The organism is Paenibacillus sp. P46E (assembly GCF_001909095.1).
Classification (GTDB): Bacteria; Bacillota; Bacilli; order Paenibacillales; family Paenibacillaceae; genus Paenibacillus_AQ; species Paenibacillus_AQ helianthi.
Window position 1 is genome coordinate 109,406 of record NZ_LVYZ01000030.1, and the last position, 24,452, is coordinate 133,857.

The following is a 24,452-nucleotide window of genomic DNA, read 5'->3' on the forward strand; positions in this document are numbered from 1 at the left end:
AAAGGAACAACAATCGTGGTTTCATACGTCCGGAGAATCTCACGTCAATTATGGCTGTATCTGGCCAATCTGCCCATGGAGCGGAAGCTCATTGTCGTGTTCGTCTTTCTGATCTCTATGCCTATCACTTATGTCAGCTATCTTTCTTCCCGCTCTACCTTCAATTCGGTTCTGGTGAATGCTACTTCAAGCGCCAGCCAGATGGCTGACAGCGCCTCAAATACCATAGACCGGTATGTTGCCGATCTTAAGCGTAATACAGCGCTGCCGCTGTATAACACCGATGTTCAATTCTACCTGGAAGAGAAGGGTACCAATTGGAATAAGAATTCGAGCATGTCAATGTTCCTAAGCTATTTGAACCATACGAAGGAAGAGATCATTGCCGTATACTTAGTGGACAAATATGGACTAGTCTTTTATGACACCGGTCTTAATATCCATGAGCTCTTCCCGAAGGAATGGCTTCCCGAATGGCAGCGTCTCAGCGAAGCAGCAGGAGTTGCTCCCATAGTCCAAGGACGGCATACTGTGCGGGTGGGCGCCAGCGATCACCGTGAGGTTTTCAGCGTCCTGCGCACGGTCACTTCCGTCAGTACTCTGAAAAGAATCGGCATCATCATCTTTGATATCGACATCAGCCTTTTCAAGGGCATCGTTGATCCGGTCAATACCGTTACCCAAGGCAATACGCTGATAGTGGACGACAAGGGTGAACTGGTCTATGCAAGTGATGACCCAAAGGACCCCAACTCCGGGCAGCAGGAAAAAAATTTAAAATTGCTTCTTCAGCACACGAATGGAGAGGCGGGCCATTTCCAGATCCATCTGGACGGCAAGGATTATCTCGCTGTATATACCGTATCCAAAAAAACCGGATGGACGACCCTTGTTTCTATTCCGCTCGCCCGCATTCTATCACCGGTCGAGAAGACCCGCAATACGCTGATTCTGACCACACTCGCGATTATAGCCTTTGCCCTTTTCGTCGCTACGATCATCTCGCATGCGCTGACAAAGCCGCTGAAATCGATGGTCCGGCTGATGAAACAGGTCCAGCACGGCAATCTGGAGGTCTGGCTGCATCCCAAATACAACGATGAAATCGGCATGCTTGGCAGCCACTTCAACCGGATGATTGTCCGGGTCAAGGATTTGCTGCAGGAGGTCTCTCTGACGGAAAAAAGAAAACAGAAGGCCGATATGCGGGCGCTGCAGAACCAGATTAACCCGCATTTCATTTATAACACCCTGGAATCGATCCGTATGCTGGCCGAGAGCAGTGACGACCCGCGGGTCGCGGAGCTGACCTATCTGCTCGGATTGCAAATGCGCTACGGCATTGTCCGCAGCGAAGAGATGGTTACGATCCGCCACGAGCTGGACCATGTACGGAATTATCTGCATCTGCTGCAGATCCGCTTCCCGGATAAATTCAGACTGGATATTACAGTGCCTGAAGCATTACTCCCCCTTCCTGTCATTAAGCTGGTCCTGCAGCCGATTGTCGAGAATGCTGTCTTTCACGGCCTGGAACCCAAGGAAGGACCCGGTACACTGAGCATCGGCGGTTGGGAAGAGGATGGTCAAGCAGTATTTTGCGTAGAGGATGATGGTGTGGGTATGGATAGTGACACTCTGCGTGCTTTGAACGATAGCCTGAGAAGCGGAGCAGACGGTGAAAGGTTCGGCATTGGTCTTAGGAACGTGAACGAGCGGATCCGCCTGCATTACGGCCCTTTGCTCGGTCTAAGCGTAAGCAGCGAGCCCGGCAGAGGCACCCGTGTCACCTTGCGCATTGAAGCGCTCACCAGCCGCCTCCGGGAGGAATAATACTAGTTATTTTAAAGGAGGGATTCCGGATTGCTGCGTATTGTGATTGTAGATGATGAGATTCTGATTCGCGAGGGCCTGGCCCGGATGATAGGCAAGGAGAGCAGCGGCTTTCTTGTCATAGGAACGTATGCCGACGGCAAGCAGCTGCTGGATGACCTTCCCTCCCTTCAGATTGATGTGGTCATTACAGACATCCGGATGCCACATGTCGACGGGCTGGAGCTGATCAAACAGCTCAAAGCCGGGTATCCGCAGATACGTACACTCCTGATGAGCGGATTTATAGAATTTAATTATGCGCGGGAAGCGATCCGCAGCTCTGCTGTGGACTATTTACTGAAGCCTATCAACAAAGAGCAGCTTTTTGAAGTGCTCTACCGTCTGGATGAGGAGCAGAAGCTGTTTCGGGAAAAGGAAGAACGCCAGCGTTCCGGGCTTCTGCTCTCGCTGCTGCATGTCGAGCAGCCATCCGAAATCCTTCTAAGCAGCCTTACCTTGCCCCAGCCTTACTTCTCCGTGTTCGTGCTCAAAGGAAGCTCGCGGGAAACCGTCTGTGCCTGCTCAGACAGTCTGCGGCAAGAGAAGGAAATATTGCTTGACCTTCTGGAAATCCGAAAGGGACTGTATGTATGGATCTGGTATTCTGCTGAACCTTTAACAGCTGCGGAATTGAATCGTATCGGCGGGACTATCCGGGCGGCAAGCAGCGGACAATACCTCCATGCCGGAGTCAGCGGCTCATACAGCACTCCCTCCAAGCTCAGATCCGCCTACCTGGAAGCCAAGGTGGCCTGTGATGCCGGGATTTACAATTCGCAGCCGCTGCATTATATTACTGCTCAGGAGCTTACGGCTGCCGGCATAAGCCTGAATGATCCCTTTACGCTTGTGCGTGAGCCGCTGATCCACGATCTGCAAATTTTGAATATATCCGGCGTTCTGGAACATCTCCAGTCCATGTTCTCTTTGCTGGAATCGCAGCGGGCTTGTCCTGAACAGATTCTGCGGGCCTGCCGGGAAGTTGAGGACACAGCACGCAAGGAGCTTCAGGAATTCGGAGCCGTTTACAGAGTAAGCAGCCGGTCTTCGCTTGAGGAACAGATGGAGACCTGCATGAGCTTTGAAGAGATCAAGCAGATGTTCATCTCCTCCTTCTCGGACGCATTAAGCGTAATCCGCACCCACCGTCTGGAGCTGTCAGGCACCGCCGTCGAAACCGTGAAGCGCTGGGTAGCGGCTCACTACAATCAGCACGCCGATTTGAACATGCTGGCAGGGATGGTATTTTTGACACCAAGCTACTTGAGCAAGCTGTTCAAGCAGGAAACCGGGCTGACCCTGACTGACTATGTGATAGAAATCCGTATCCGCAAGGCCAAACAGCTGCTGAAGAATGCGCATGATCTGAAGATCCATGAGATTGGAGCTGAAGTCGGCTACCCCGATCCCGCCTATTTCAATAAGCTGTTCAAAAAAATAGTCGGCGTCACACCGAACGAATATAAACGCATATCGCTTATTTAAGGAGACTGATCGCTTTGCAGCCATGGTTACGCACCACCGGGGAAGGGCATGAAATCCAAGTTTACGATACCACAGAATTATATGGCGAGAGAGGCAAGTTCCGTGTGCTGCAGTTTTCAGGAGACGCCATTCAGGGAGCCCTTGATCTGAACCACCCCCGCCGGGTGGTCTTTGAGTATCCTAGAGCAATGATCCACTTAATGGAGGCAGGCGGGGCATTGTTCGAAGATGTGTTTGTTATTGGACATGGCATCGGGACGATCGCCGGTTATTTCGCAGAGAAGCGCTTTAAGACCGCTGAGGTAAGTGCAGAGGTTGTGAAGCTCAGCCGGCAGCACTTTGGCTGCAGCCAGGACAATGTTGTTGTCGGGGATGGGCGCAGCATTCTGGAGGATGAGCCGGACCACCGCTATGACTTCATCCTTCTGGATGCCTTCACCGCAGACGGCACCCCGCAACATCTGGTCTCCAGCGAGTTCTTCGCCCTGGCCCGCTCCAAGCTGAACAGCCGCGGTTCGATCATCATGAACCTGATGGGCAGAAGCGAAAACGACCGCCTGATCGGTGCCATCCACACCACTCTTAGCGAAGAATTCCCCTATACCAAGGCTTTCGCTCTTCCAACAGAAGGCACAGCCGATGTCCGAAACATCATCATCATGGGCAGCATCAAGCCGATCCGCTATCAAGCCCGGCAAATGGCCGGTTTTGTGGAAATCACACTCGGGCAGGGCCATGTGATCCGGGACAGCTTCCAGAGCTGAAGCGCTGGATTCCCAAGTGGAATTAGTACCACTAAATCTGCCGAAATCCGTATCGCAGCCAGGTTTAGTTGGATTTCCTCCATCTATTTCAACCAAAATCAGGATTTCCCCATCAATCGGGCTAATTAGTTGTACTTTTTCCCATTACTGTGGTTTCGGCCGTGCGGTCACCCGGATTAGTTGTACTTTTTCCACATACGTTCTTCTCTGCATATACCGGTTGCTGTCAATCCCCCACCCAGGCCGGTGTCCCTTGATGAAAAAACATCTGCCAGCGTCCATCCCTAAATTTCCATATAGAGCTGCGGAGGGTCACCCTGCCGGTTTCAGCGTTACAGGTCCGGTAAGTAGCCAGCACGGCCCCTTCAGACAGCGGATAAAGCTCGAACCCGCTCAGGGTCATCTTCACCACACCCGCGCCTCCTTCACCAGTCATGTCTTCTTTATGCCACACCCTGCCGGAGCTTCCGAACTCCACAAAATCATCTGTCAGCAAAAGCGCCAGCTTTTCCGGTGATGTCCGTACCTCCGCGCTCAGCAGCAGTTTTTCCAGCCCGCAGATATGCTCTTTCAATAATGCTTCGTCTTCCATGACAATGCCCCCTAGTCTACTCGTAAACTACATAACCGAAGCCCATTTCCAGCAGCTCCAGATTCTCTTCCACTTATCCCTACATCCCCACCTATTCGACACCCCGGCACCCTCCCTCCTGCATACCAACGGTAGAATCCCTCTGAACCCCCCACTCCTGCGTTTTTTTTGCTAAAATAGAATAGTCGGCGTATTTTAAGGCAATCCTAGCGCCAGTCACTGAAACGGAGGCATTACCTGTGGATTATATTATTCTGGACATCGAATTCAACGGCCGCAAATTTGCCAGCGAGCACCCTATGGAGGTCATTGAGATTGGAGCCGTCCGGTTAGACGCTTCTTTGCAATATAAGGATGAATTCTCAGCTTTGATCAAACCCATATACTTCTCCACCCTGAATTCGTTCATTAAGAAAAAAACCGGCATCCCCCAGGAGGATATCGACGTGGCCGAACGGTTCCCTAAGGTGATTACGGCCTTTCGGGCCTGGCTGGATCAGAGCCTGGACGGCGTGCTCCTTCTAACCTGGGGCGGGGAGGATATGAAACGGATCATTCAGGATGTCCGCATGCACAAAATAGACGATGCCTACTGGCTGTCTGCCACCTATTTCGATCTGCTCAAAGGCGTGCTGCGTGCCCGCGGCCTCACCAACGATATCAGCGTCGAAGGGGCGATGGCCCTATTCGAGCTGGAGCCTTCCGGCTCCGCGCATCGTGCGCTGGACGATGCCAAGATGACAGCGGAAATTTTCCGCGCCGTCTTCCCGGATCTCGACTTCGAACGCTCCCAGCACTATGTGGACACCTTCTCCAATGCCAGAGAACGCAAGACGGTCAAGATTGCGATCAAAGCGATGAACGCGCAGAAGATCGTTCCCACCTGGGACCTCGTTGCCGAGCACTATTTCCCGGCTGAGGACGCTTTGGCTGATCCACGCAAGCTGGCTGAGTTGCAGGCCTATTTTGCAGCACAACTCGGCAAAAAGTAAACTGCATTCATTATCGCCACACGACAGCGGCAGTTCCCTTAGTGGGTATACTAGGGAGACTGCCGCTGTTTTTTCATCATAAAAAAGATTGACATTGCCGTTACGTAAAGGTGTACATTCATTTTGCAAGCAGCTGCTTGCAAGTCGCTGACGTGAAGCGATCCAATCAAATACACGCTGAGAATGAGCTGGAGGCTGAAGAAATGATGGAGTATACCGTGCAGAAGCTGGGGGCGCTTGCGGGAATCAGTACACGGACCCTGCGGTATTACGATGAGTTTGGTATTCTCAAGCCGGCGAGAATCAACTCCTCGGGATACCGTATCTATGGCCAGGCTGAAGTGGACCGGTTGCAGCAGATTCTTTTTTACCGGGAGCTGGGCCTAAGTCTGGAAGGGATCAAAGAGCTTGTAACCGCACCTTCCTTTGATGGCGTCCAGGCCCTGCGCGAGCATCATGAGAAGCTGCTTCAGCGCAGACAACAGCTCGATACGCTGATCCTGAACGTCGAGAGAACACTGGCACAAGCCGAAGGGAGAATAACGATGAGCAATGAAGAGAAGTTCGCAGGCTTCAAGCAAAAGCTGATTGATGATAACGAGCAGAAATATGGGCAGGAGATCCGCAGCAAATACGGGGATGATGCTGTTGACCAATCCAACCGCAAGCTGGGGAACATGACCGAAGAGCAGTACGCCGCCGTTCAGCAGCTGGAAGAGGAGATGTTCGAATCCCTGGAGCAGGCGATGGAGCAAGGCGATTCGGCAAGTGAGCTGGCGCAAAAAGCGGCAGATCTGCACCGCCAGTGGCTGACCTTCTACTGGGACACCTATTCCAAGGAAGCTCACGCGGGAGTAGCGCAGATGTATGTCGACGATGAGCGGTTCACCGCCTATTACGACAAAACCCGTCCCGGCCTGGCCCGGTTTCTGCGGGATGCCGTACATGTCTATACCGGCGCGAAGCAGGAATGAACTAGATTACTCGTTTCAGAGGGATATTTACTCCATTGGGTGAAGCCTCAGACCAATAGTGGTGGTCTGGGGCATTTTCGTTATTGAATGTAAGTTTGAGCAACGAATGTGGCTGTGAAATTCAAGTACGTCTGGATATAATAAGTTCCTAAAGTAATAAATTTTTACATAGAAATGGAGAAAAAAATGAACAAGATATTAATAGTCGAGGATGATACTGAAATTAATAAAATGGTGCAAACTTTACTAAGAAAAAATCAATATGAAGTAACGTCTGCATTTTCTGGAACGGAAGCTCTTCTATTGTTAGCAAAAGAATCCTTTGATTTGATTTTGCTGGATCTGATGTTACCAGGATTAAGCGGGGAGGAAATACTCTTAAAAATTAACAAACAAATGCAAATTCCAATTATATGTGTATCGGCAAAAGATGATTTAGATACTAAACTTGGATTACTCCGGGATGGGGCAGATGATTATATAACAAAGCCATTTATCAATGAAGAATTGATTGTACGAATAGGCGCAGTGCTAAGAAGAACCAACAAAATTCCAGCAATCGAGAAAACTAAGAGGTTAGAATTTAAAGATTTAGTTGTAGATAGTGAAAATCATAGTGTAACCATTAATGATGAGCCAATTGAACTCACAGTAAAAGAATATTGCATCTTGGAATTATTAATTAGCAATCCCAAGAAGGTATTTACTAAGCAGAATATCTTTGAGAGCGTCTGGTCAGAAGAATACGTTGTTGATGAAAGAGCAGTAACGGTACATGTTAGCAATCTGCGAAATAAATTGAAGCATGGAGAAGCATATATCAAAACAGTTTGGGGAATAGGATATAAGATGCAGGATAATTGAGATATTATCTTTAGACTTTCTTGATAAATTCTAAATTCAATTTTGATACCTTTCATATATGATTTAGTTAAATTACAGAAAGTAAAGGTGAAGAGATATGAGTTTAGTATTACAAACCAATTGCCTAACCAAAAAGTATGGAAAACAAATAGCTGTAAATGAAGTAAATCTGAATATCGAAAAAGGAGATATTTATGGGTTTATTGGAAAAAATGGAGCAGGTAAAACTACACTTATGAAGATGGTGAGTGGATTAATCCATCAGAGCCAAGGAGAAATTGAACTGTTTGAAAGTAGCCATTTAGAAAAGGGCAGGAAAAGAATAGGGTGTGTCATTGAGCAACCAGCACTTTATCCTGACATGACGGCCAGACAAAATCTGATATATTATAATAAACTACTTGGTATTCCAGATAATAGAAATGTAGATGATGTGCTTAATTTAGTAGGGTTGCAAAATACAGGCAAGAAGAAAACCAAAAAATTTTCACTTGGTATGAAGCAGCGTCTGTCGATTGCTATTGCGTTACTGGGAAATCCTGATTTTCTTATTTTAGATGAGCCTATCAATGGACTAGACCCTTCTGGTATCAAAGAAATCAGAGAATTAATTCTTAAACTCAATTTCGAAAATAAGATTACGATTTTAATATCCTCTCATATTTTAGGAGAACTTACTAGAATTGCAACAAAATACGGCATCATTGATAAAGGTGTATTAGTTGATGAATTTGAAGCTGCTGAATTGGAGAATCGTTGCAAAAAATGTATCTCTATAGAAGTTGATGATTTAGAAAAAGCAGCATACATAATCAAAAACAATATCAGGAGTACCGACTATCAAGTCTTTGATCAAGGAAAAATATGTATTTATGATTGCTTGGATATATCAGCACAGATAAATAAAGAATTGATAGAGAATGGTGTTTTAGTGTCGAGTATCTGTTTAGAAGGCAATGATACAGAAGCATATTTTGTAAAGATGATGGGAGGTAACTAGGATGATGAATATAATTTCGAGTGAATTTTATAAAATATTTAGAAGTAAGATTTTTTATGCGATTTCAATTATATTGTTGGCAATGAATGTTATTGCTTTTGTGGCAACTGTGTTTGAACAAAATTCAGCTCATTTTTCTTCGGAGATAAAAGCACAGATGAGGGAAACAGGAATCTCCAGTTATCAAGGATCCTATGGAGGAGATATGATCTTCTATATTATCCTTATCTTTGTTGTTTTCATTATTACTGCTGAATATGCAAATGGTAGTATACGACAAATGGCTTGTCATGGAATCGCTAGATGGAAATTAGTTCTGGGTCAGTATATTGCTATATCGTCCGTTGTTACAATGATTTTATTAGCTTTCGGTAGTTTAAGTTTATTATCAAATACGATATTATTCCAATTAGGACATGTTGATTTGATGGCATTTATTCGAATGAATGTAGGAATTCTTTGTGTGTTTTGGGGAGTTACAGGAATTGGAGTTTTGTGCTCATACCTCTTTAAAAACGGAGGAATAACAGTTATCGCTTCAGTTTTATTAATAACTGGAGGGAAATTTGTTGCAGGAATGCTGACCTCATTAACAAATAATGATATTTTTTTTAGATATAGTCTTTCGAATATGCGTAATACAATAATAGATTTTACATCAAAGCCAGAGGATTTTCTAAGGTACTCTGTTGTGTTTGTTTTCATGGGAGTTATGACCGTTGCAGGATCCAGCCTGTTATTTACAAAAAGAGATGTAGATTGATTAAAAGAAGGCGCTGATATGGAAAATATTAAGATGATTATAATTTTTGTGTTATTGCTCTTGCTACTGATTTCTATTTTGTATCACACATACTATAGATTGAATATGAAGCATATTACACAGCAACTAGAAGAAATAATGAATACAACAGATACCAATCAGCTCCTGACAGTGATAGCCAAACAAAGAGATATAATCAACTTGGTCAATGTGCTCAATAAATTAATTAAAGATATTCGATTGTCACACATCCAAATCAGAAGGATAAATCAGAATTTTAGACAGAGTATCACGAACATATCACACGATTTACGGACACCCTTGACCACAGCCGGTGGGTACGTTCAAATGCTACAGTCAGGTGTTACAGAGGAAGAACGCCAAGAATACTTATCGATTATATTAGAACGACAGAATATGGTTAAAATGCTACTGGAACAACTATTTGAATATGTTCGTATTGAATCAGGCGAGATTAATTATGAACATGTACCTGTAGATGCAAAAAAAGTTTTGGCAGATTCCCTTGCTATATATTATGACGATTTTAATAAAAAAGGACATGAACCTACCGTTCACTTACCTGAAAAACCTTGTATCATACAAGGGGATGAGCAAGCGGTGAAGAGAATATTTTTAAATATTCTTTTTAATACGCTTGAACATGGAAAGGGAGAATATCGTTTTGAAATCCATGAATCAGATGGCTATATTTTTACATTTTCCAATACAAGTGAACCAATGACGAAGGATGATTTGGATAATATTTTTGAACGCTTTTATACAAAGGATCAATCCAGGAACAAAAAAACTACAGGGTTGGGATTAGCGATAGCCAAAGAAATTACCAGACGGTTGAATGGAAAAATAGAAGCATACTATAATAATGGACTTTTTTCTATCTCTGTGTTTTTACCAAAAGCTTAACAAATGTAGATAGTATCCTCCAATCCGTCCTCTGCTGTCTGATAGATGACCGCCATCGGTACAGGGAAGCGGCAACCCTTTGCTAAGCAGTGCTGCTGTCTTTAGTATTAGGGTTGTCTTCCCCTCTCCCGGATCACCTTCAATTACGGTGATCTTTCCAAATCGGATATATGGATACCATAGCCAGTTGACTTCTTTGGTTTTGACATCCTCCATATGGATTAACTTTAACTCTGTCTTTGGTTCACTCAGTGTCATCTCCACCACACCCGCCCCTCCTTCGCCAGTCATATCTTCCTTACGCTATACCCTTCCAGAGCTTCTGTATTCAACAAAATCATCCGTGAGCAAAATTGCCAGCTTTTCCGGTGAGCAACCTAGCAACAGCGGCAGCGGATTATCCCGCTGCCGCTCTATTGTATATCCGCTTCCACTTCTTCCTCCATTTCTTTGTAGTACTGAATCTTGTCGGCAATCTTCCCGAGATTATCGCCAAGCTTTTGCATCTGCTGCTGGACCCTGCTCTGGTGGGCTTCCAGCATCAATCGTCTCTCATGGACGGTGGACGGACCTTGGCTGCGCAGATCGGAATAACGCTTCATTTCCCGGATGGGGATATCCAGCTCTCTCAGAATGACCAGGAATTGTACCCAAGACACATCGGTCTCGGAATAGGCGCGGTAGCCCTGTTCATTCCTGGACACCCCTTCCAGCATGCCTACTTTCTCATAATAACGCAGCGTATGTGCTGACAGTCCCGTCAGGCGGGACATTTCCTGAATCGTAAGTAAGTTATTCATGCTGAAATCATACCACAGCAAATGAACGGTTGCATTAGAGCGCGCTCTAAGCTGTACTCTGGGTACAGAGCAGGAAATCCTAATTTAAACGGAGGTTAACTTATGACTACAGAACGTTATGATCGCGGTTGGGAGAAGCTGATGGAGGTGGACGGTAGCGGGGGAACCCAAGTGATTGAATCGCTGAAAGATATCTCTCCTGATCTAGGAAAATTTGTAATTGAATTTGCTTTTGGCGATATTTATACCCGTGATGGACTGGATTTGCGGCAGCGCCAACTCATCACCATTTCCTCACTCACCACTCTGGGTGGCTGCGAACCACAGCTTAATGTCCACATCAATGCCGCGCTCAATGTAGGACTTTCTCCTAAAGAAATCGTGGAAGCCATCCTGCACTGCGCGCCTTACGCCGGATTTCCGCGTGTGCTGAATGCAACCTTTGTGGCTAAAGACGTATTTAAGTCACGGGGAATTACAGTGCAGGATTAGGTGGTGTACAACAAATTCCCGGACCCTGCGCACAAAAGACTTATACGCCGAGCCGGGAAATTTGGTATGGCTGGCTACTTCCAGCTTTTCACTCGCATTGTTACAGTTTCTACAGGCTGCGGTGCAGCAGCTCCAGCACACTGCGCAGCTCGTTAACCGCCACCTGACCCGGAGCCGAGGGCTTGTGTGCTGCGCCAAAGGTCAGCGCCGAGCCGAAGATTTCTCCGGCCAAGCGGCTGATTACCCCTTCTCCGGCCATGGACATCGTAATGATCGGACGGTCCGCATATTGGTCCCGCATCGTATTTGTCGCAGCCAGCAGGGTCAGCACATCACCCGCATGCTGCGGCATGACAGCGATTTTAGGCAGATCTCCGCCAAGCTCCTGGGCCTTGCGCAGCCGTGAGATCATCTCCTCCTGGGAGGGTGTTCCGTGGAAATCGTGATTCGAGACGATCACGAACACCCCACAGGCATGCGCAGCCGCAATTAACTCACGAACGATATCCTCCCCCTTGAACAGCTCCACATCAATGATATCCACACAGCCGCTCTCTGCAGCCGCTTGATTCAGCCGGATATAATATTCCTTCGCAATCGCCCGCTCGCCGCCTTCCTCTACACTGCGGAACGTGAAGATCAGCGGCATATCCGGAAGGACGGAGGAAATTGCGGACAAGGTTTCCTGTACTGCGGTGAGATCTTCTATCTCTGCAAAAAAGTCGCTCCGCCATTCCACCAGATCCGGTGCCAGCTCCTTCAGTGCCTCTGCTTCTGCTATTAGCTCAGCTGCCGTAGCTCCAACCAGTGGAACACAGATTTTGGGAATATCCTCACCAAGGGTTACATGTCTAACAGTTACTGTGCCGCTCATTTCCTTCAGCTCCTTATGTATAAGCTAGTAGCTAGGATTCATTTACTGTTCAGCAGCGTCCTGGAGAAATTGCTCAACCTCCGGCAGCTGCGGCAGCGACGGAATCGCCCCCTTCTTGCCTACAGCCAGCGCACCGACAGCATTTGCGAATCTGACCGCTTCGTCAAGCGTCTTTCCTTTGGTAAGCTGCCAGGCCAGGGCTCCGTTAAAAGAATCTCCAGCCGCTACCGTGTCAACAGCTTGTACAGGAAAACCTGGAATATGCAGGCTGCCGGCATGATTCACAATTAGCGCTCCTTTAGGACCAAGGGTCACAATAACGTCGCGGACCCCTTTTTGTAACAGTATACGCGCCGCTTGCTCTGCATCATCAATACTGTTCACGGCCATTCCTGCCAGGATGCCCGCTTCCGTCTCATTGGGTGTCAGGTAGGTAACATGCTGGAGAAATGCATCATCAAGAGCCCGGGCCGGTGCCGGGTTCAGGATTACCGGAATTCCATGCCTGTCGGCGATAGCCGCAGCATGTGCACACATTGAGAGGTCCGTCTCCAGCTGCAAGACCACCATTTCCGCCTGGCTGATGATCGGCGCAAGTGCTTCAATATCCGCTGGACCCATCTCGATATTCGCCCCTGGCACAACGATAATCCGGTTTTCCCCTTCTCCGTCCACAACGATGGAAGCGACCCCTGTACTAAGTGTTTCACTCTGTCCAATATGCTCCGTATGGATCTGTTCCTGGCGCATGACCTCAAGCAGCTCGTTGCCGAAGGCATCCTTGCCTACTCTGCCGATCATCGTCACCTCTGCGCCAAGACGGGCGGCTGCTGCTGCCTGATTTGCGCCCTTCCCGCCTGGAGACAGGGTAAAGTCCTGTCCGAACAATGTCTCTCCGGCCTCTGGTGCCCGGCTTGTGCGCACCACCATATCCATGTTCAGGCTGCCGATTATCACTATACCCAATCTGTTCACCATCCTAACTTGTTACACTCTATCTTACTCGGGTTTACACGGTTTTATCAAACCCCATTTCTCTCTGTACTAAGCAGACAATTTATAGCATGAAACATATAAATTCATATATTAACAAAAAGACACAGCAGTGACTGCCGTGCCTTCTCTTGAATGCAAGCTAACTTCCTCTTGAACATATACTGCGGCCTGGGGCTGCTGTAATCTTCTACTCTTCGTAGATGACTACCGATTGGGATTCCGGCTCCCATTTCACAGTAGCTTTCAAGGCTTCACTGACAAAGCGGACGGGTACAACCGTATTGCCCTTAACGATGGCCGGCGCTACCTGAAGAGTGACAGCCTTACCGTTGACATACGCCGTCTTGTTATTAATAAACAGCTTTACCGTAGTCCCTTCGCGGGTCATGGTCACCGAACGCTCCTTCCCATTCCATACCACTTCAGCCTGCAAGGCTTCAGCAATAGCTTTGAACGGTACCAGTGTACTTCCGGATGTAACAATAGGAGCAACGCCAGAGGCGGACTCTTCACCGTTAACGTACAGCTTTACCCCTTTTTTACCGGTTTGTGCATACAGCTTGCCAAGCTTTTTATACGAGTTCAGATTCTTTACGTTAGCCAGAATAGCTTCTTTCTGGACGTATACCGCATCGGTTACACTACCTTTTTGGTTCAGAATCTCCGCAAGTGCTGACAAAGCGGCATCCTTATCTTTAATGGCTACCAGCTCAGCCTTCATTTCTGGTGTCAGATCCGTAGAATACTGGGTCAATAAAAGCTCTGCAATCACGGCCCCTGCCGGTTTGTCCTTTACATTTTCGATAGCATGCAGAAGACCCTTATATCCATTATGGCCCTTATTTCCATATGTAGCATAGGTAACAGTAGTAACGGACTCTTTATCCTTTTCTTTGATACTCTCAATTCCCTTGTCCTTGTCCTTGTCTTTATCCTTGTCTGTTGGTGCTGCTGCATTAGCAGGTACCGAAGCTGGAGCTTCTACTATACTTTTACCATTGCCGTTACCGTTGCCGTTACCCTTACCATTATTGTTTTCGGGTTTGGCCTGTGCCGCTCCTGACATCATGCTGATGGCCAGCAAGCAACTTGCAAGAATACTGACGGTTTTTTTCATGTGATCGGTTCCCCCTATGTTGTGATAAATATCTTTATTTATTTCGGCTGCCGGCTCTCACTTTATGAGCAGAAATGAATTTTTGGGATAATACGCTCGGGCCGGAATTTGCAACGCTACTTCAGTCCTAGCCTGCGGGGCCTACTCCACGGAGCCATCCAGGCGGTTATGAAAAATACTGCTTTACATCGGGCCATTTCTTTTTAAAACTTCGGTATGCTTTTTTTCTCCAAATGTGCTAAAATAGGTGTGCAATCGCTTCCAGGAAAGTTTTTTCGCCCATTTGAGCAAACGTTTGCACCTTAGATTAAGCCTGCAGTAACGCCAGTTTTTACTCTACTATGTATTTAGGAGGCTTATCAAGTGAACCAGAACCAATTACCGTCAGTAGCTTATTTCAGCATGGAGTACGGACTGCATTCCGACTTCAAAATGTACGCCGGTGGCCTGGGCATATTGGCCGGAGACTACATCAAGGGTGCCAAGGATATCCACGCTCCAATCATCCCCATCGGCCTGAAATGGAAGCAAGGCTACACGGACCAGAAGATTGACGCTAACGGCAATCCTTACGACTCCTACCACAATTACGTCTATGATTTCCTTGAGGATACAGGCGTGAAGGTCACCGTTAAGGTCCGCAAGATCGATGTAGTCTGCAAGGTTTGGAAAACCGATCATTTCGGCAACAATCCACTGTATCTGCTCGATACGGATATTCCGGAGAACGGGGATGCCTGGATTACGGGCCAGCTCTACGGCTGGTTTGGGGAAGAACGGATCGCACAGGAGATTGTCCTCGGAATAGGCGGGGTAAAAGCCATGCGCGCACTCGATATTCCGATTGACGTCTACCATTTCAACGAGGGACATGCGGCACTGGCCGCTATCGAACTGATCCGTGAAAAAATGTCCGGCGGCAGCACCTTTGAAGAAGCCTGGAAAGCTACCCGGGAAGAAGTTGTGTTCACTACACATACACCGATTAAGGAAGGCAATGAGACGCATCCACTGGACCGTCTGGAGTATATGAGCGCTTTTAACGGCTTGACCCGTGACCAGATGGTGCGCATCGGCGGCGATCCGTTCAATATGACCGTAGCCGGACTGCGCCTGTCGCGTATCTCTAACGCTGTAGCCCAACTTCATGCCGATACCGCGAATAAAATGTGGAAGGAAGTCGCCGGCCGTTCGGAGATCATCGGCATCACCAATGCCATTCATACCCCAACCTGGGTTGATGAACGGATGACCAGAGCCTTTGAAGAAGACGGCGATCTGTGGGCCGCACATAAGGAGATCAAAGGCGAGCTAATCGGCTTTATTGAAGAACGTTCCGGTATCTCGCTGAATGCGGACAATCTGCTGATTGGCTTCTCCCGGCGGGCAGCACCTTACAAACGCAGCGACCTGATTTTTTCCCAGCCTGAGATTATTGAGCCTTACCTGGAGAGCGGCCGCATCCAAATTGTATTCTCCGGCAAAGCCCACCCGCTGGATGACAACGGCAAAAAAATCGTTAGCAACCTCGTGTCCATGATGAAAAAATATCCGAAGAGCGTAGTCTTCCTGGAAAATTACGATATGACGATCGGAGCAATGCTGACGCGGGGTTCTGACATTTGGCTCAACAATCCGCGCCGTCCGCTGGAAGCCAGCGGCACCTCCGGTATGAAGGCTGCCATGAACGGTGTCCTGAACTGTTCCATCCTTGACGGCTGGTGGCCGGAGGCCTGCATCGACGGCGAGAATGGCTGGCAGATTGGAGACGGCTTCGAGACGACTGATTTTGCTGTGCTTGACCAGCATGACAGCAATGCCCTCTACGAGACACTCCTGAACCGTGTCCTCCCAACCTTCTATAAGGATAAGGAGAAGTGGGTACAGATGATGCGCAAGAGCATCGAAACTACCCGTACCGAATTCGCGAGCAAACGGATGCTGGAGGAATATTACAACCGGATGTATATCAAAGGTTAACCGTTAGCAACCTTGTCCCGCCTCCAGCTTCAATGCTGCAGGCGGGATTTTTAGATTGTGCCGTTTGCGGTGGATACTCTGTTGCGGCCGCTCGTTTTCGCCACATATAACCCCTGATCTGCGAGCTCCATTAGCAGCGCAATCTCCCCCGGATTCGTCGCTTCACCTGCGGCGGCGCCTATGCTCACTGTAATATAGGAGCTGACTTCGGAATATCCGTGGTGAACCGACATTTGTTGAATACGCATACGGATTCTTTCACTAAGCCCCATCGCCCCGCTCACCCCGGTATCAAAGGCTGCAACGACGAACTCCTCACCCCCCAGCCGGGCTGCAAATTGCCGCTCCCCCTCCATTTCCCCATGGATCACCTGAGCCACTTCTTTAATGATCCGATCCCCTTCAGCATGCCCGTAGTTGTCGTTGAATGATTTGAAGTAATCAATATCAATGATTAATACAGCAACCATACTGGCCGCTTCCTTGCCCGAGCTTAACAGCTGTTGTATCCTTTGGTCGAAAGCACGGCGGTTCGGAATTTCTGTCAGCGCATCGATAAGCGATAACCTCTGCAGCTCCCCGTTGGCCCGGGCCAGTTCCTGATGTACTTTTTCATTCTGAATGACCTGCTCTTCCAGCTTCCGGTGGCTGTTCCCCAGCAGTATCCCGTTGTAATAATTGCTGCAATAGTTCACATAGAGAATTCTTGATGCCACCCAGGTAAAGAAAAGGAACAAAGTCAGATTGACGTAGTGGCCTATCAGTACATTCGAAGACGATTGAAACAAGGGGAGCCCGATATACAGCAATCCTGCCGAGACTCCATACAGGTACAGCACCATCCTGTTATTGAAATAAAAGATGACCGAAATGCTGACCAGATTAATCACAAAAGCCATCACTTGCCCATATAGCCGCTGATCCGACAACGTCACGACAGAACCCCAAATCACAAAAGTATACGCATATACGATAAACAGCTTCTCATACAGCCGATACCTGCCCTCCACCTGCTTGGCATCTCTTTCATAGGCTGCAGCTCCCAGCAGAAAAGCCACATTCAGTCCGATCATGAAAACATACATGATAAAATAAAAGCTGAAATGAAAGCTATCGTGCACCTTAGCGAAAGAAGCTACCAAGTCAGTGATTGCCAAAGCTGATTCAATGCCTATAATAATTTTGGCAAACAACTTGCCTCTGGAAATATTTTCGTTAAGCGTAAGGATGTGCAGTTCTCTGCGCTCCTCATCCGTCATCGTGAATGGCAGACTAATCAGCCGATCCAGCATGTTGTCTCCCCCTAACTGACCAAACTCCCTGTAATTCCAACAGCCCCATTATCGTTCATTTTTAAGCCTCAGCGCAACAGAAAATGCTTGATTCTCCAGGGTTATTTAAAATAATTATAATTTAGGATTGATATTTTAAATTTTTTTGATATTATAGTATTTATACTTATTCTAAATTCAAATCTTAATATGAGGTGGAGATTATTCATGAGTGAGAGCCATAACAGACTTACAACCAGCTGGGGAGCTCCTGTAGGGGATAACCAGAACTCCATGACAGCCGGTTCCCGTGGACCTACACTGCTGCAGGATGTACATTTGCTGGAAAAGCTGGCGCATTTCAACCGGGAGCGTGTGCCCGAACGTGTGGTTCATGCCAAAGGAGCGGGAGCCCATGGTTATTTTGAAGTCACCCAAGACCTGTCTCAATATACCAAAGCGGCTTTTCTGTCCGAAGTGGGCAAACGTACACCCATGTTCATCCGCTTCTCGACAGTAGCCGGGGAATTGGGGTCTTCCGATACCGTTCGCGATCCGCGCGGCTTCGCCGTGAAATTTTATACCGAAGAAGGTAATTACGATTTGGTCGGCAATAATACACCTGTCTTTTTCATCCGTGATGCAATCAAATTTCCGGACTTTATTCATACCCAGAAACGCCATCCGCAGACCCATCTGAAGAATCCCAATGCCGTCTGGGACTTCTGGTCCCTTTCACCGGAGTCGCTGCATCAAGTGACGATTCTGATGTCCGACCGCGGCATACCCGCTACGCTCCGCCATATGCACGGCTTCGGGAGCCACACATTCAAATGGGTCAATGCCGAGGGTGCAGCAGTGTGGGTCAAATACCATTTCAAAACAGAGCAGGGCGTAAAGAATCTCGATGTGAATCTGGCCGCGCAAATCGCCGGAGAGAATCCGGATTATCATACAGAGGATTTGTTCAATGCGATTGATAAGGGAGATTTCCCTGCCTGGAGACTGCATGTGCAGATTATGCCTGTAGAAGATGCTGATACCTACCGGTTTGATCCCTTCGATGTAACCAAGGTATGGTCGCAAAAAGATTACCCGCTCATTGAAGTAGGCCGCATGGTATTGGACCGCAATCCGGAGAATTATTTTGCAGAAGTGGAGCAGGCTACATTTTCTCCCGGCTCCTTTGTCCCCGGGATTGAAGCTTCTCCTGATAAAATGCTGCAGGGCCGCCTCTTCGCCTATGGCGATGCCCACCGCTACCGTGTAGGTGCGAATCACAATCAGTTGCCTATTAACCGCCCTATCGCCGAGGTGAACAATAACCAGCGCGACGGCGCAATGATTCATGGCAATAACGGCGGCGGTTCCGTCTACTACGAACCGAACAGCTTCGGCGGAGCAACAGAATTGCCTGCACACAAGCCGGCAGCTTTTGAAGTCACCGGGCAGGCCGACAGTGTAGCCTATAATCATGACGATCACTACACTCAGCCCGGGGACCTCTACCGTTTGTTGAGTGAAGAAGAACGTGCACGCCTGATCCGCAATATTGTAGGCGCCATGACCCCCGTCGAGAACAAAGAGATCAAGCTCCGCCAGATCGGACACTTCTACAAAGCAGATCCTGAGTTCGGCCAGCGCATAGCTGAAGGTCTGGGACTGACTATACCGCAAGGCGAGTAACCTGTCCCCTATGGTACGAATAAGCCTCGGCCGTGAAGGCCGGGCTTTATTTCATTCTGCCCGTCTGCCTATATAACCCGGCTCTCACAAGCTTCTTCATACAAACAGCCTGTGCCGCGTAGTTCCTTCTGGAACAGCGTAGCACAGGCTAGATTACTTTTTATAGTATAGCCGTCTCCACTTGAGCGTAGTTATATTTCAAACTCTTCCGTTGAATCTGAAAGACCACCATTCTGCACACCACTGCTATTGGCTACGGCAAGAATATATACCTTATATTTTTTTCCTTTAGTAATTAAAGCTCCGTTAACATCCCTTGTCGCAGTCACAATTGAAGGATTCGTTCCATTAGGAGCGATCGACTTATACAACGAAGCTTGCACCCCTAAGGCATCCGTCGATCCAAAGCCTTGCTTAGAAGGAACTACCAATACCCGGTACTCCGAGATATTCGTCTCAATGGATGATTTGTTGAAACTTATCAGTATTTTACCATCGTTCACACTATACGTTACATTCGTTACAGAGACAACCGGGATTTTACCCGACAAGGTTATGACAGGTGATTCCCCGGACAATACATTAGGCCCCGAGTAATTCGCGTTTCCGATTGATAACACATACACTTTATAGTTAATTCCGTCCTTTATCAAAGTGCCACGCACATCTCTGGTTGACGAGGTCAACACTTGATTAGTAGTAGATCCAGTTGTACTTACGGTTGTATAGTAGGTACTGGATACATTATTCGCATCAGATAAGCTGAAACTGCTGGAATATGACGCGGGCACTACCATAATCCGATACTGGCTAATATAGGTTTCATCCGTGGCATGAGTAAATGACACCTTCAGATCACGGCCATCACCATGGTCGTCAACGTCGCTAACACTCAAGTTAGAAACGGCACTCAAGCTCGAAACATTAAACAACATAATATCCGATGAAGCAGACGAAAGTACATTAGCCCCTAAATAAGACCCGCTTCCGATAGATAACACATACACTCTATAGCTAGTGCCATTCTTTATCAAATTGCCGCGTACATCTCTTGCTGACGAGTTCAATACTTGATTGGTAGTAGATCCTGATGTACTCACAGTTGTATAGTAGGCACTCGATGTATTATTCGCGTCAGATAAGCTGAAGCTGCTGTAATATGACGTAGGTACTACTATGATTCGGTATTGGCTAATATAGGTTTCGTCCGTAGCATGAGTAAATGACACCTTCAAATCACGGCCATCATTATAATCGCTAACGTCGCTAACACTCAAGCCAGTGATACCTACGCTTGACAGCGTAATTGCAGATGAAGCAGAAGACAACACATTATTAGCTGCATTACTGCTATCAATCGCCATGACAAACACCCGATAACTAACCCCTGTTTTAACAAGAGCTCCATCCACATCCTTGGCTCCTGAAGACAAGATCTGAGAGATGTTATAACCCGTCTTGCTAACTTGTATGGAATCAGAAGTGGAGACAGCGTTTGCTTTCGCCAAATTAAAAGTTGAATAATTCGCAGCTTTGATCACAAATATCCGATAAGAACTTACTTTGGTCTCATCTGACAGCTTGTTGAAGCTGACGAATAAATCTCGCCCATCGCCGTAGTCGCTGATATCATTTACTTTTACATTGCTTAGAAATTCAGAAGTGTTATTCACAAGTGTAATAGAGGAAGACCCACTAGAAAGCGTACTCGTATTATTCCCCTTGCCGACCGTCAAGACATAAGCTATATAAGCTTGATTACTCTTAACTAAGTCGCCATCAACCGTTCTCGATGTAGCAGTCAATTTAATCGTAGGATTGGAACCTGTTGCTAATACAGCGGAATAATTAGATGAGGCTATCGTTTGCGCTGATGACAGATTAAGGATATACCCTGCTTTAACAATCAGAACTCGGTAATGATCCACTAGTGACTCATCTGCCGCACGGGTGAAGCTAACTTGCAGATCCCGGCCGTCACCAAAGTCACTTACATCCTGCGCTGCTACGCTAGTAGCCGGACCTGCATTTCCAACGTTCGGGACCGAGGTGGTTATAGTCACAACTTTGGTCTTCGGGTTCCATCCCACTTCTCGACCCATAGCTTCACTTACAAACCGTGTCGGTACCATTGTTCTGCCCTTCAAATTTAGACCGGGTACATCTAGACTTACAGTCTTATTGTTAATCGTAGCGATCTTGGAGCCAATCTTCAATATAACCGTTGTATCATCCTTAGTGGCGGTTACTGTTTGTGTCTTCTGATTCCACTTGATGTTGGCATTAAAGGCTTCAAAGATTGCACGTAGCGGTACCATCGTCCGGCCACTTACCATTACAGGCGGCTGATCTGTTGACAATGGGACTCCATCAATAATAATACTAATGGGTGTATCCGCCTGAGCCGGGGACTGAAACATCATTGGAAACACTAACAACCCCACTACAATCGTAATCCATAACTTCTTCACAAGCTCATCCTCCTGGATATGCTAAAATCCTCATTTTTTTCTATCTATTTGACGCATCGAAGATGATAAAAGTTTCTCGATCTACGGGTTACAAAAAAATAACCTATTCACTGGTATAAGCTACATCTGTTCTACATGCAAAGAAGCTTGAGTTCCCCATAACGCTCTAAGTAACATCTGCCATGTGAGTGACGGGGACGAAAGCCTGCGCTCATTGATGCCTGTTGTATGTGCAGTCTTTCCAGTCAGGAATCGCTTATATCGTACCTGCTCACTTTTGATAAAGCTCCATCCACTGGGTAAGCTGACCCTTTAGCCCTTCTCTGGCCGACGCCGGTTCCAGAATTTCTGCATTTGGGCCATATTGCAGAATCCACTTGGTGAATTCCTTCTCATTATTGACAGTCACTTCAAACAGCAGGCTGCCATCCTGTTCATCGTTCATCCATGGATGGACAAAGAGCTCCTCTTCTTTAATATAACGGGCAATCTCAGGATGAAAACGCACCTTGAACTTGATATTTTTATTGCCACGGTCAATGGACCAGGTATTTTTCAGATATTTTTTAATATTGAAATCGCCTTTATCAAAGCCCTTATCCGTTACCTCCACCTCCTGAAAACGGCTGATACGAAAGGTCCGGATAGCCTCCTTAAGATGGCAGTACCCAATCAGATAGAACCGCTGATCCCGCGGAATCAAGTAATACGGATCAATCACACGCTGTGTAATTGCATTGCGCGACTGGGAATGATAAATTGCCCGAATACTCCGCTGCTCCACAATTGCGCCGATAATCGGCTGCAGGAAGTTCCTGCTTTCTTTGCGGTAAGCAGGTTTACCCATTTGAATAATATCGCCAATATTCTCAAGTATTGCGTTGGACTTGGATTTTTCCTTGAGATGTGTGCCCATGACCTTATCATAGGCGGTATGGAAGCCTGGGGGAATTTTATCCTGATTCAAGATAGAAGGTAGAAGAGAAAAGGCCATAGCCTCCTGCTCGGAGAAATCCAGCGGATACAAAAAAAACTTACCCATAAACCTATAGCCAGTACCTCTACCCTCGTTCGTTACTGGCGCAAAATGGCTTATGATCTCCAAATCCCTGTAGACAGTTCTTATGTTCACATCGCATCTGATCGCCAGATCCGAGGCTGTAATCCCTGGACTGGATTGGATCGCGTTGATAATTTTGAAGATCCGAATTACTTTGTCAGTCATAGATGTAGGCTCCTTAATTTCCTGGTATTCATGAATTGTGCTCGCCACTCTAATAATATCAGTTCCCTATACTTTCTGACTGTCGGCAAAAACACAATATGGTGAAAAGCACAAAAAAAACCCTTGCTCCACAAGGGTTTACTTGATTAACAATTAAGCGGGTGATGGGAATCGAACCCACGCTATCAGCTTGGAAGGCTGAAGTTCTACCATTGAACTACACCCGCACAGGTGTAAAATCGGGATGACACGATTTGAACATGCGACCCCCTGGTCCCAAACCAGGTGCTCTACCAAGCTGAGCTACATCCCGTTAATATATTCTTGTAAAATAATAATGGCGCGCCCTGAGAGATTCGAACTCCCGGCCTTTTGATTCGTAGTCAAACGCTCTATCCAGCTGAGCTAAGGGCGCAAAATCTATATGGAGCGGACGACGGGAATCGAACCCGCGACCCTCGCCTTGGCAAGGCGATGCTCTACCGCTGAGCCACGTCCGCAAAAACATGGTGCGCGTGAAGGGACTTGAACCCCCACGTCGTAAAACGCCAGATCCTAAGTCTGGTGCGTCTGCCATTCCGCCACACGCGCACACTTTAGAAGAAAAATGGTGAGCCATGAAGGACTCGAACCTTCGACACCCTGATTAAAAGTCAGGTGCTCTACCAACTGAGCTAATGGCTCTCAATATACTAAATCTTAACTCCACTTTGTGAGGTGAAGATGGCTGGGGATATAGGAATCGAACCTATGAATGACGGAGTCAAAGTCCGTTGCCTTACCGCTTGGCTAATCCCCAATATTAATAATTAGCAAAACCACGGAATCGGGCGGATACTCTATACTTCGAAATATAGGATTCTCAATCCCTGAAACCTTGATGCCACAATAATGGCGGAACCGACGGGATACTCTTCACTTCGTTGCGAGATTGCGATGTAATCCTCACGAAGCTTATGCTCCAACGAACCCTTAATGGATTCTCATCCCTGAAGCAGTGTATTGATGGCGGAACCGACGGGATTCGAACCCGCGATCTCCTGCGTGACAGGCAGGCATGTTAGGCCAACTACACCACGGTTCCAAATTGGTTGCGGGGGCAGGATTTGAACCTGCGGCCTTCGGGTTATGAGCCCGACGAGCTACCGGGCTGCTCCACCCCGCGTCAGTAAAAAACTTATAAGCACTATGGTGGAGGCTGAGGGGTTCGAACCCCCGACCCTCTGCTTGTAAGGCAGATGCTCTCCCAGCTGAGCTAAGCCTCCATATGTGTGCCTGGTAAAATAATTGGTGACCCGTATGGG

General features: G+C 47.3%; 21 protein-coding genes and 10 tRNA genes. 12 read left to right on the plus strand and 19 right to left on the minus strand.

Features of this window, described 5'->3' with window-relative positions:
• Window positions 1–15: 15 nt before the first annotated feature.
• Genes A3849_RS08265 through A3849_RS08275 form a run of 3 tightly spaced genes read left to right on the plus strand, consistent with a single transcriptional unit; the run spans window position 16 to window position 4,124 of the window.
• Entirely contained in the window at window positions 16–1,833 is a 1,818-nt protein-coding gene (locus A3849_RS08265) for a sensor histidine kinase (RefSeq protein ID WP_074110984.1), read from the plus strand.
• A 30-nt stretch (window positions 1,834–1,863) separates the two neighbouring features.
• Window positions 1,864–3,360, plus strand: coding sequence for a response regulator transcription factor (locus A3849_RS08270; protein ID WP_074110985.1), 1,497 nt, complete (start codon window positions 1,864–1,866; stop codon window positions 3,358–3,360).
• Between the two features lie 14 nt (window positions 3,361–3,374).
• Window positions 3,375–4,124 (plus strand): spermidine synthase, encoded by a 750-nt coding sequence (locus A3849_RS08275; protein ID WP_074110986.1) that lies wholly within the window; start codon window positions 3,375–3,377, stop codon window positions 4,122–4,124.
• Window positions 4,125–4,350: 226 nt separating this feature from the next.
• On the opposite strand, the gene A3849_RS08280 is transcribed toward A3849_RS08275, so the two are convergent.
• Window positions 4,351–4,716, minus strand: a complete 366-nt coding sequence (locus A3849_RS08280) for a nuclear transport factor 2 family protein (RefSeq protein WP_074110987.1) — start codon at window positions 4,714–4,716, stop codon at window positions 4,351–4,353.
• A gap of 239 nt (window positions 4,717–4,955) precedes the next feature.
• Here A3849_RS08280 and A3849_RS08285 point away from each other — a divergent pair, with 239 nt between their 5' ends.
• From A3849_RS08285 to A3849_RS08310, 6 genes are all read left to right on the plus strand, one after another.
• Window positions 4,956–5,708 carry a 3'-5' exonuclease gene (locus A3849_RS08285; RefSeq protein ID WP_074110988.1) on the plus strand — a complete coding sequence of 251 codons (753 nt, stop codon included), beginning with the start codon at window positions 4,956–4,958 and terminating at the stop codon, window positions 5,706–5,708.
• A 206-nt stretch (window positions 5,709–5,914) separates the two neighbouring features.
• The gene (locus A3849_RS08290; protein ID WP_074111009.1) at window positions 5,915–6,682 is read left to right on the plus strand and encodes a MerR family transcriptional regulator; all 768 of its coding nucleotides are present in this window, start codon (window positions 5,915–5,917) and stop codon (window positions 6,680–6,682) included.
• 186 nt (window positions 6,683–6,868) lie between these two features.
• The gene (locus tag A3849_RS08295; RefSeq protein WP_074110989.1) at window positions 6,869–7,546 is read left to right on the plus strand and encodes a response regulator transcription factor; all 678 of its coding nucleotides are present in this window, start codon (window positions 6,869–6,871) and stop codon (window positions 7,544–7,546) included.
• 97 nt (window positions 7,547–7,643) lie between these two features.
• A complete protein-coding gene (locus A3849_RS08300; RefSeq protein WP_074110990.1) occupies window positions 7,644–8,546 on the plus strand; it encodes an ABC transporter ATP-binding protein in 903 nt (300 codons plus the stop codon).
• A gap of 1 nt (window position 8,547) precedes the next feature.
• Entirely contained in the window at window positions 8,548–9,309 is a 762-nt protein-coding gene (locus A3849_RS08305; RefSeq protein WP_074110991.1) for an ABC transporter permease, read from the plus strand.
• An 18-nt stretch (window positions 9,310–9,327) separates the two neighbouring features.
• Window positions 9,328–10,236, plus strand: a complete 909-nt coding sequence (locus tag A3849_RS08310) for a sensor histidine kinase (RefSeq protein ID WP_074110992.1) — start codon at window positions 9,328–9,330, stop codon at window positions 10,234–10,236.
• Here the strand turns inward: A3849_RS08310 and A3849_RS08315 are convergent.
• Window positions 10,222–10,494, minus strand: a complete 273-nt coding sequence (locus A3849_RS08315) for an AAA family ATPase (RefSeq protein ID WP_256700702.1) — start codon at window positions 10,492–10,494, stop codon at window positions 10,222–10,224. The two genes, A3849_RS08310 and A3849_RS08315, sit on opposite strands and share 15 nt — an antisense overlap.
• Window positions 10,495–10,649: 155 nt before the next feature.
• Entirely contained in the window at window positions 10,650–11,036 is a 387-nt protein-coding gene (locus A3849_RS08320; protein WP_074111010.1) for a MerR family transcriptional regulator, read from the minus strand.
• Window positions 11,037–11,138: 102 nt separating this feature from the next.
• On the opposite strand from A3849_RS08320, the gene A3849_RS08325 reads away from it, so the two are divergent.
• Complete coding sequence (locus A3849_RS08325; RefSeq protein ID WP_074110994.1) at window positions 11,139–11,528, plus strand: carboxymuconolactone decarboxylase family protein; 390 nt, start codon at window positions 11,139–11,141, stop codon at window positions 11,526–11,528.
• A 109-nt stretch (window positions 11,529–11,637) separates the two neighbouring features.
• On the opposite strand, the gene aroD is transcribed toward A3849_RS08325, so the two are convergent.
• From aroD to A3849_RS08340, 3 genes are all read right to left on the minus strand, one after another.
• Window positions 11,638–12,402, minus strand: a complete 765-nt coding sequence (aroD, locus tag A3849_RS08330) for a type I 3-dehydroquinate dehydratase (protein WP_074110995.1) — start codon at window positions 12,400–12,402, stop codon at window positions 11,638–11,640.
• 42 nt (window positions 12,403–12,444) lie between these two features.
• Window positions 12,445–13,377: a ribokinase gene (gene rbsK / locus A3849_RS08335; RefSeq protein WP_256700701.1), complete on the minus strand. Its 933-nt coding sequence runs from the start codon at window positions 13,375–13,377 to the stop codon at window positions 12,445–12,447.
• A 208-nt stretch (window positions 13,378–13,585) separates the two neighbouring features.
• Window positions 13,586–14,515 carry a stalk domain-containing protein gene (locus A3849_RS08340; protein ID WP_074110997.1) on the minus strand — a complete coding sequence of 310 codons (930 nt, stop codon included), beginning with the start codon at window positions 14,513–14,515 and terminating at the stop codon, window positions 13,586–13,588.
• 363 nt (window positions 14,516–14,878) lie between these two features.
• On the opposite strand from A3849_RS08340, the gene glgP reads away from it, so the two are divergent.
• Window positions 14,879–16,495, plus strand: coding sequence for an alpha-glucan family phosphorylase (gene glgP / locus A3849_RS08345; RefSeq protein ID WP_074110998.1), 1,617 nt, complete (start codon window positions 14,879–14,881; stop codon window positions 16,493–16,495).
• A 50-nt stretch (window positions 16,496–16,545) separates the two neighbouring features.
• Here glgP and A3849_RS08350 read toward each other — a convergent pair whose 3' ends face one another.
• The gene (locus tag A3849_RS08350) at window positions 16,546–17,787 is read right to left on the minus strand and encodes a GGDEF domain-containing protein (protein ID WP_074110999.1); all 1,242 of its coding nucleotides are present in this window, start codon (window positions 17,785–17,787) and stop codon (window positions 16,546–16,548) included.
• A 207-nt stretch (window positions 17,788–17,994) separates the two neighbouring features.
• Between A3849_RS08350 and katA the strand changes: the two genes are divergently transcribed.
• Complete coding sequence (gene katA, locus A3849_RS08355; protein WP_074111000.1) at window positions 17,995–19,452, plus strand: catalase KatA; 1,458 nt, start codon at window positions 17,995–17,997, stop codon at window positions 19,450–19,452.
• A 191-nt stretch (window positions 19,453–19,643) separates the two neighbouring features.
• On the opposite strand, the gene A3849_RS08360 is transcribed toward katA, so the two are convergent.
• The 12 genes from A3849_RS08360 to A3849_RS08415 form a co-directional block, all read right to left on the minus strand.
• Window positions 19,644–21,923, minus strand: a complete 2,280-nt coding sequence (locus A3849_RS08360; RefSeq protein WP_074111001.1) for a copper amine oxidase N-terminal domain-containing protein — start codon at window positions 21,921–21,923, stop codon at window positions 19,644–19,646.
• A gap of 271 nt (window positions 21,924–22,194) precedes the next feature.
• On the minus strand, window positions 22,195–23,148 hold the full coding sequence (locus tag A3849_RS08365; protein ID WP_074111002.1) for a helix-turn-helix transcriptional regulator: 954 nt from the start codon (window positions 23,146–23,148) through the stop codon (window positions 22,195–22,197).
• A 156-nt stretch (window positions 23,149–23,304) separates the two neighbouring features.
• Window positions 23,305–23,375 (minus strand) — tRNA-Gly (locus tag A3849_RS08370).
• A gap of 12 nt (window positions 23,376–23,387) precedes the next feature.
• A tRNA-Pro gene (locus A3849_RS08375) sits at window positions 23,388–23,461 on the minus strand.
• A 25-nt stretch (window positions 23,462–23,486) separates the two neighbouring features.
• Window positions 23,487–23,563 (minus strand) — tRNA-Arg (locus tag A3849_RS08380).
• A 10-nt stretch (window positions 23,564–23,573) separates the two neighbouring features.
• Window positions 23,574–23,648, minus strand: a tRNA-Gly gene (locus tag A3849_RS08385).
• A 7-nt stretch (window positions 23,649–23,655) separates the two neighbouring features.
• Window positions 23,656–23,739 (minus strand) — tRNA-Leu (locus A3849_RS08390).
• 17 nt (window positions 23,740–23,756) lie between these two features.
• A tRNA-Lys gene (locus A3849_RS08395) sits at window positions 23,757–23,832 on the minus strand.
• A gap of 40 nt (window positions 23,833–23,872) precedes the next feature.
• A tRNA-Gln gene (locus A3849_RS08400) sits at window positions 23,873–23,947 on the minus strand.
• 207 nt (window positions 23,948–24,154) lie between these two features.
• Window positions 24,155–24,232 (minus strand) — tRNA-Asp (locus A3849_RS08405).
• Window positions 24,233–24,236: 4 nt separating this feature from the next.
• Window positions 24,237–24,313: transfer RNA gene (locus A3849_RS08410), tRNA-Met, on the minus strand.
• Window positions 24,314–24,337: 24 nt separating this feature from the next.
• A tRNA-Val gene (locus tag A3849_RS08415) sits at window positions 24,338–24,413 on the minus strand.
• Window positions 24,414–24,452 lie beyond the last annotated feature (39 nt).

Coding starts and splice junctions, on each gene's coding strand:
- A3849_RS08340 (WP_074110997.1), bottom strand. CDS start 14,515: ATGAAAAAAACCGTCAGTATTCTTGCAAGTTGCTTGCTGGCCATCAGC.
- A3849_RS08315 (WP_256700702.1), bottom strand. CDS start 10,494: ATGACACTGAGTGAACCAAAGACAGAGTTAAAGTTAATCCATATGGAG.
- A3849_RS08280 (WP_074110987.1), bottom strand. CDS start 4,716: ATGGAAGACGAAGCATTATTGAAAGAGCATATCTGCGGGCTGGAAAAA.
- A3849_RS08320 (WP_074111010.1), bottom strand. CDS start 11,036: ATGAATAACTTACTTACGATTCAGGAAATGTCCCGCCTGACGGGACTG.
- A3849_RS08350 (WP_074110999.1), bottom strand. CDS start 17,787: ATGCTGGATCGGCTGATTAGTCTGCCATTCACGATGACGGATGAGGAG.
- katA (WP_074111000.1), top strand. CDS start 17,995: ATGAGTGAGAGCCATAACAGACTTACAACCAGCTGGGGAGCTCCTGTA.
- A3849_RS08325 (WP_074110994.1), top strand. CDS start 11,139: ATGACTACAGAACGTTATGATCGCGGTTGGGAGAAGCTGATGGAGGTG.
- A3849_RS08305 (WP_074110991.1), top strand. CDS start 8,548: ATGATGAATATAATTTCGAGTGAATTTTATAAAATATTTAGAAGTAAG.
- A3849_RS08295 (WP_074110989.1), top strand. CDS start 6,869: ATGAACAAGATATTAATAGTCGAGGATGATACTGAAATTAATAAAATG.
- A3849_RS08365 (WP_074111002.1), bottom strand. CDS start 23,148: ATGACTGACAAAGTAATTCGGATCTTCAAAATTATCAACGCGATCCAA.
- A3849_RS08300 (WP_074110990.1), top strand. CDS start 7,644: ATGAGTTTAGTATTACAAACCAATTGCCTAACCAAAAAGTATGGAAAA.
- aroD (WP_074110995.1), bottom strand. CDS start 12,402: ATGAGCGGCACAGTAACTGTTAGACATGTAACCCTTGGTGAGGATATT.
- A3849_RS08290 (WP_074111009.1), top strand. CDS start 5,915: ATGGAGTATACCGTGCAGAAGCTGGGGGCGCTTGCGGGAATCAGTACA.
- A3849_RS08310 (WP_074110992.1), top strand. CDS start 9,328: ATGGAAAATATTAAGATGATTATAATTTTTGTGTTATTGCTCTTGCTA.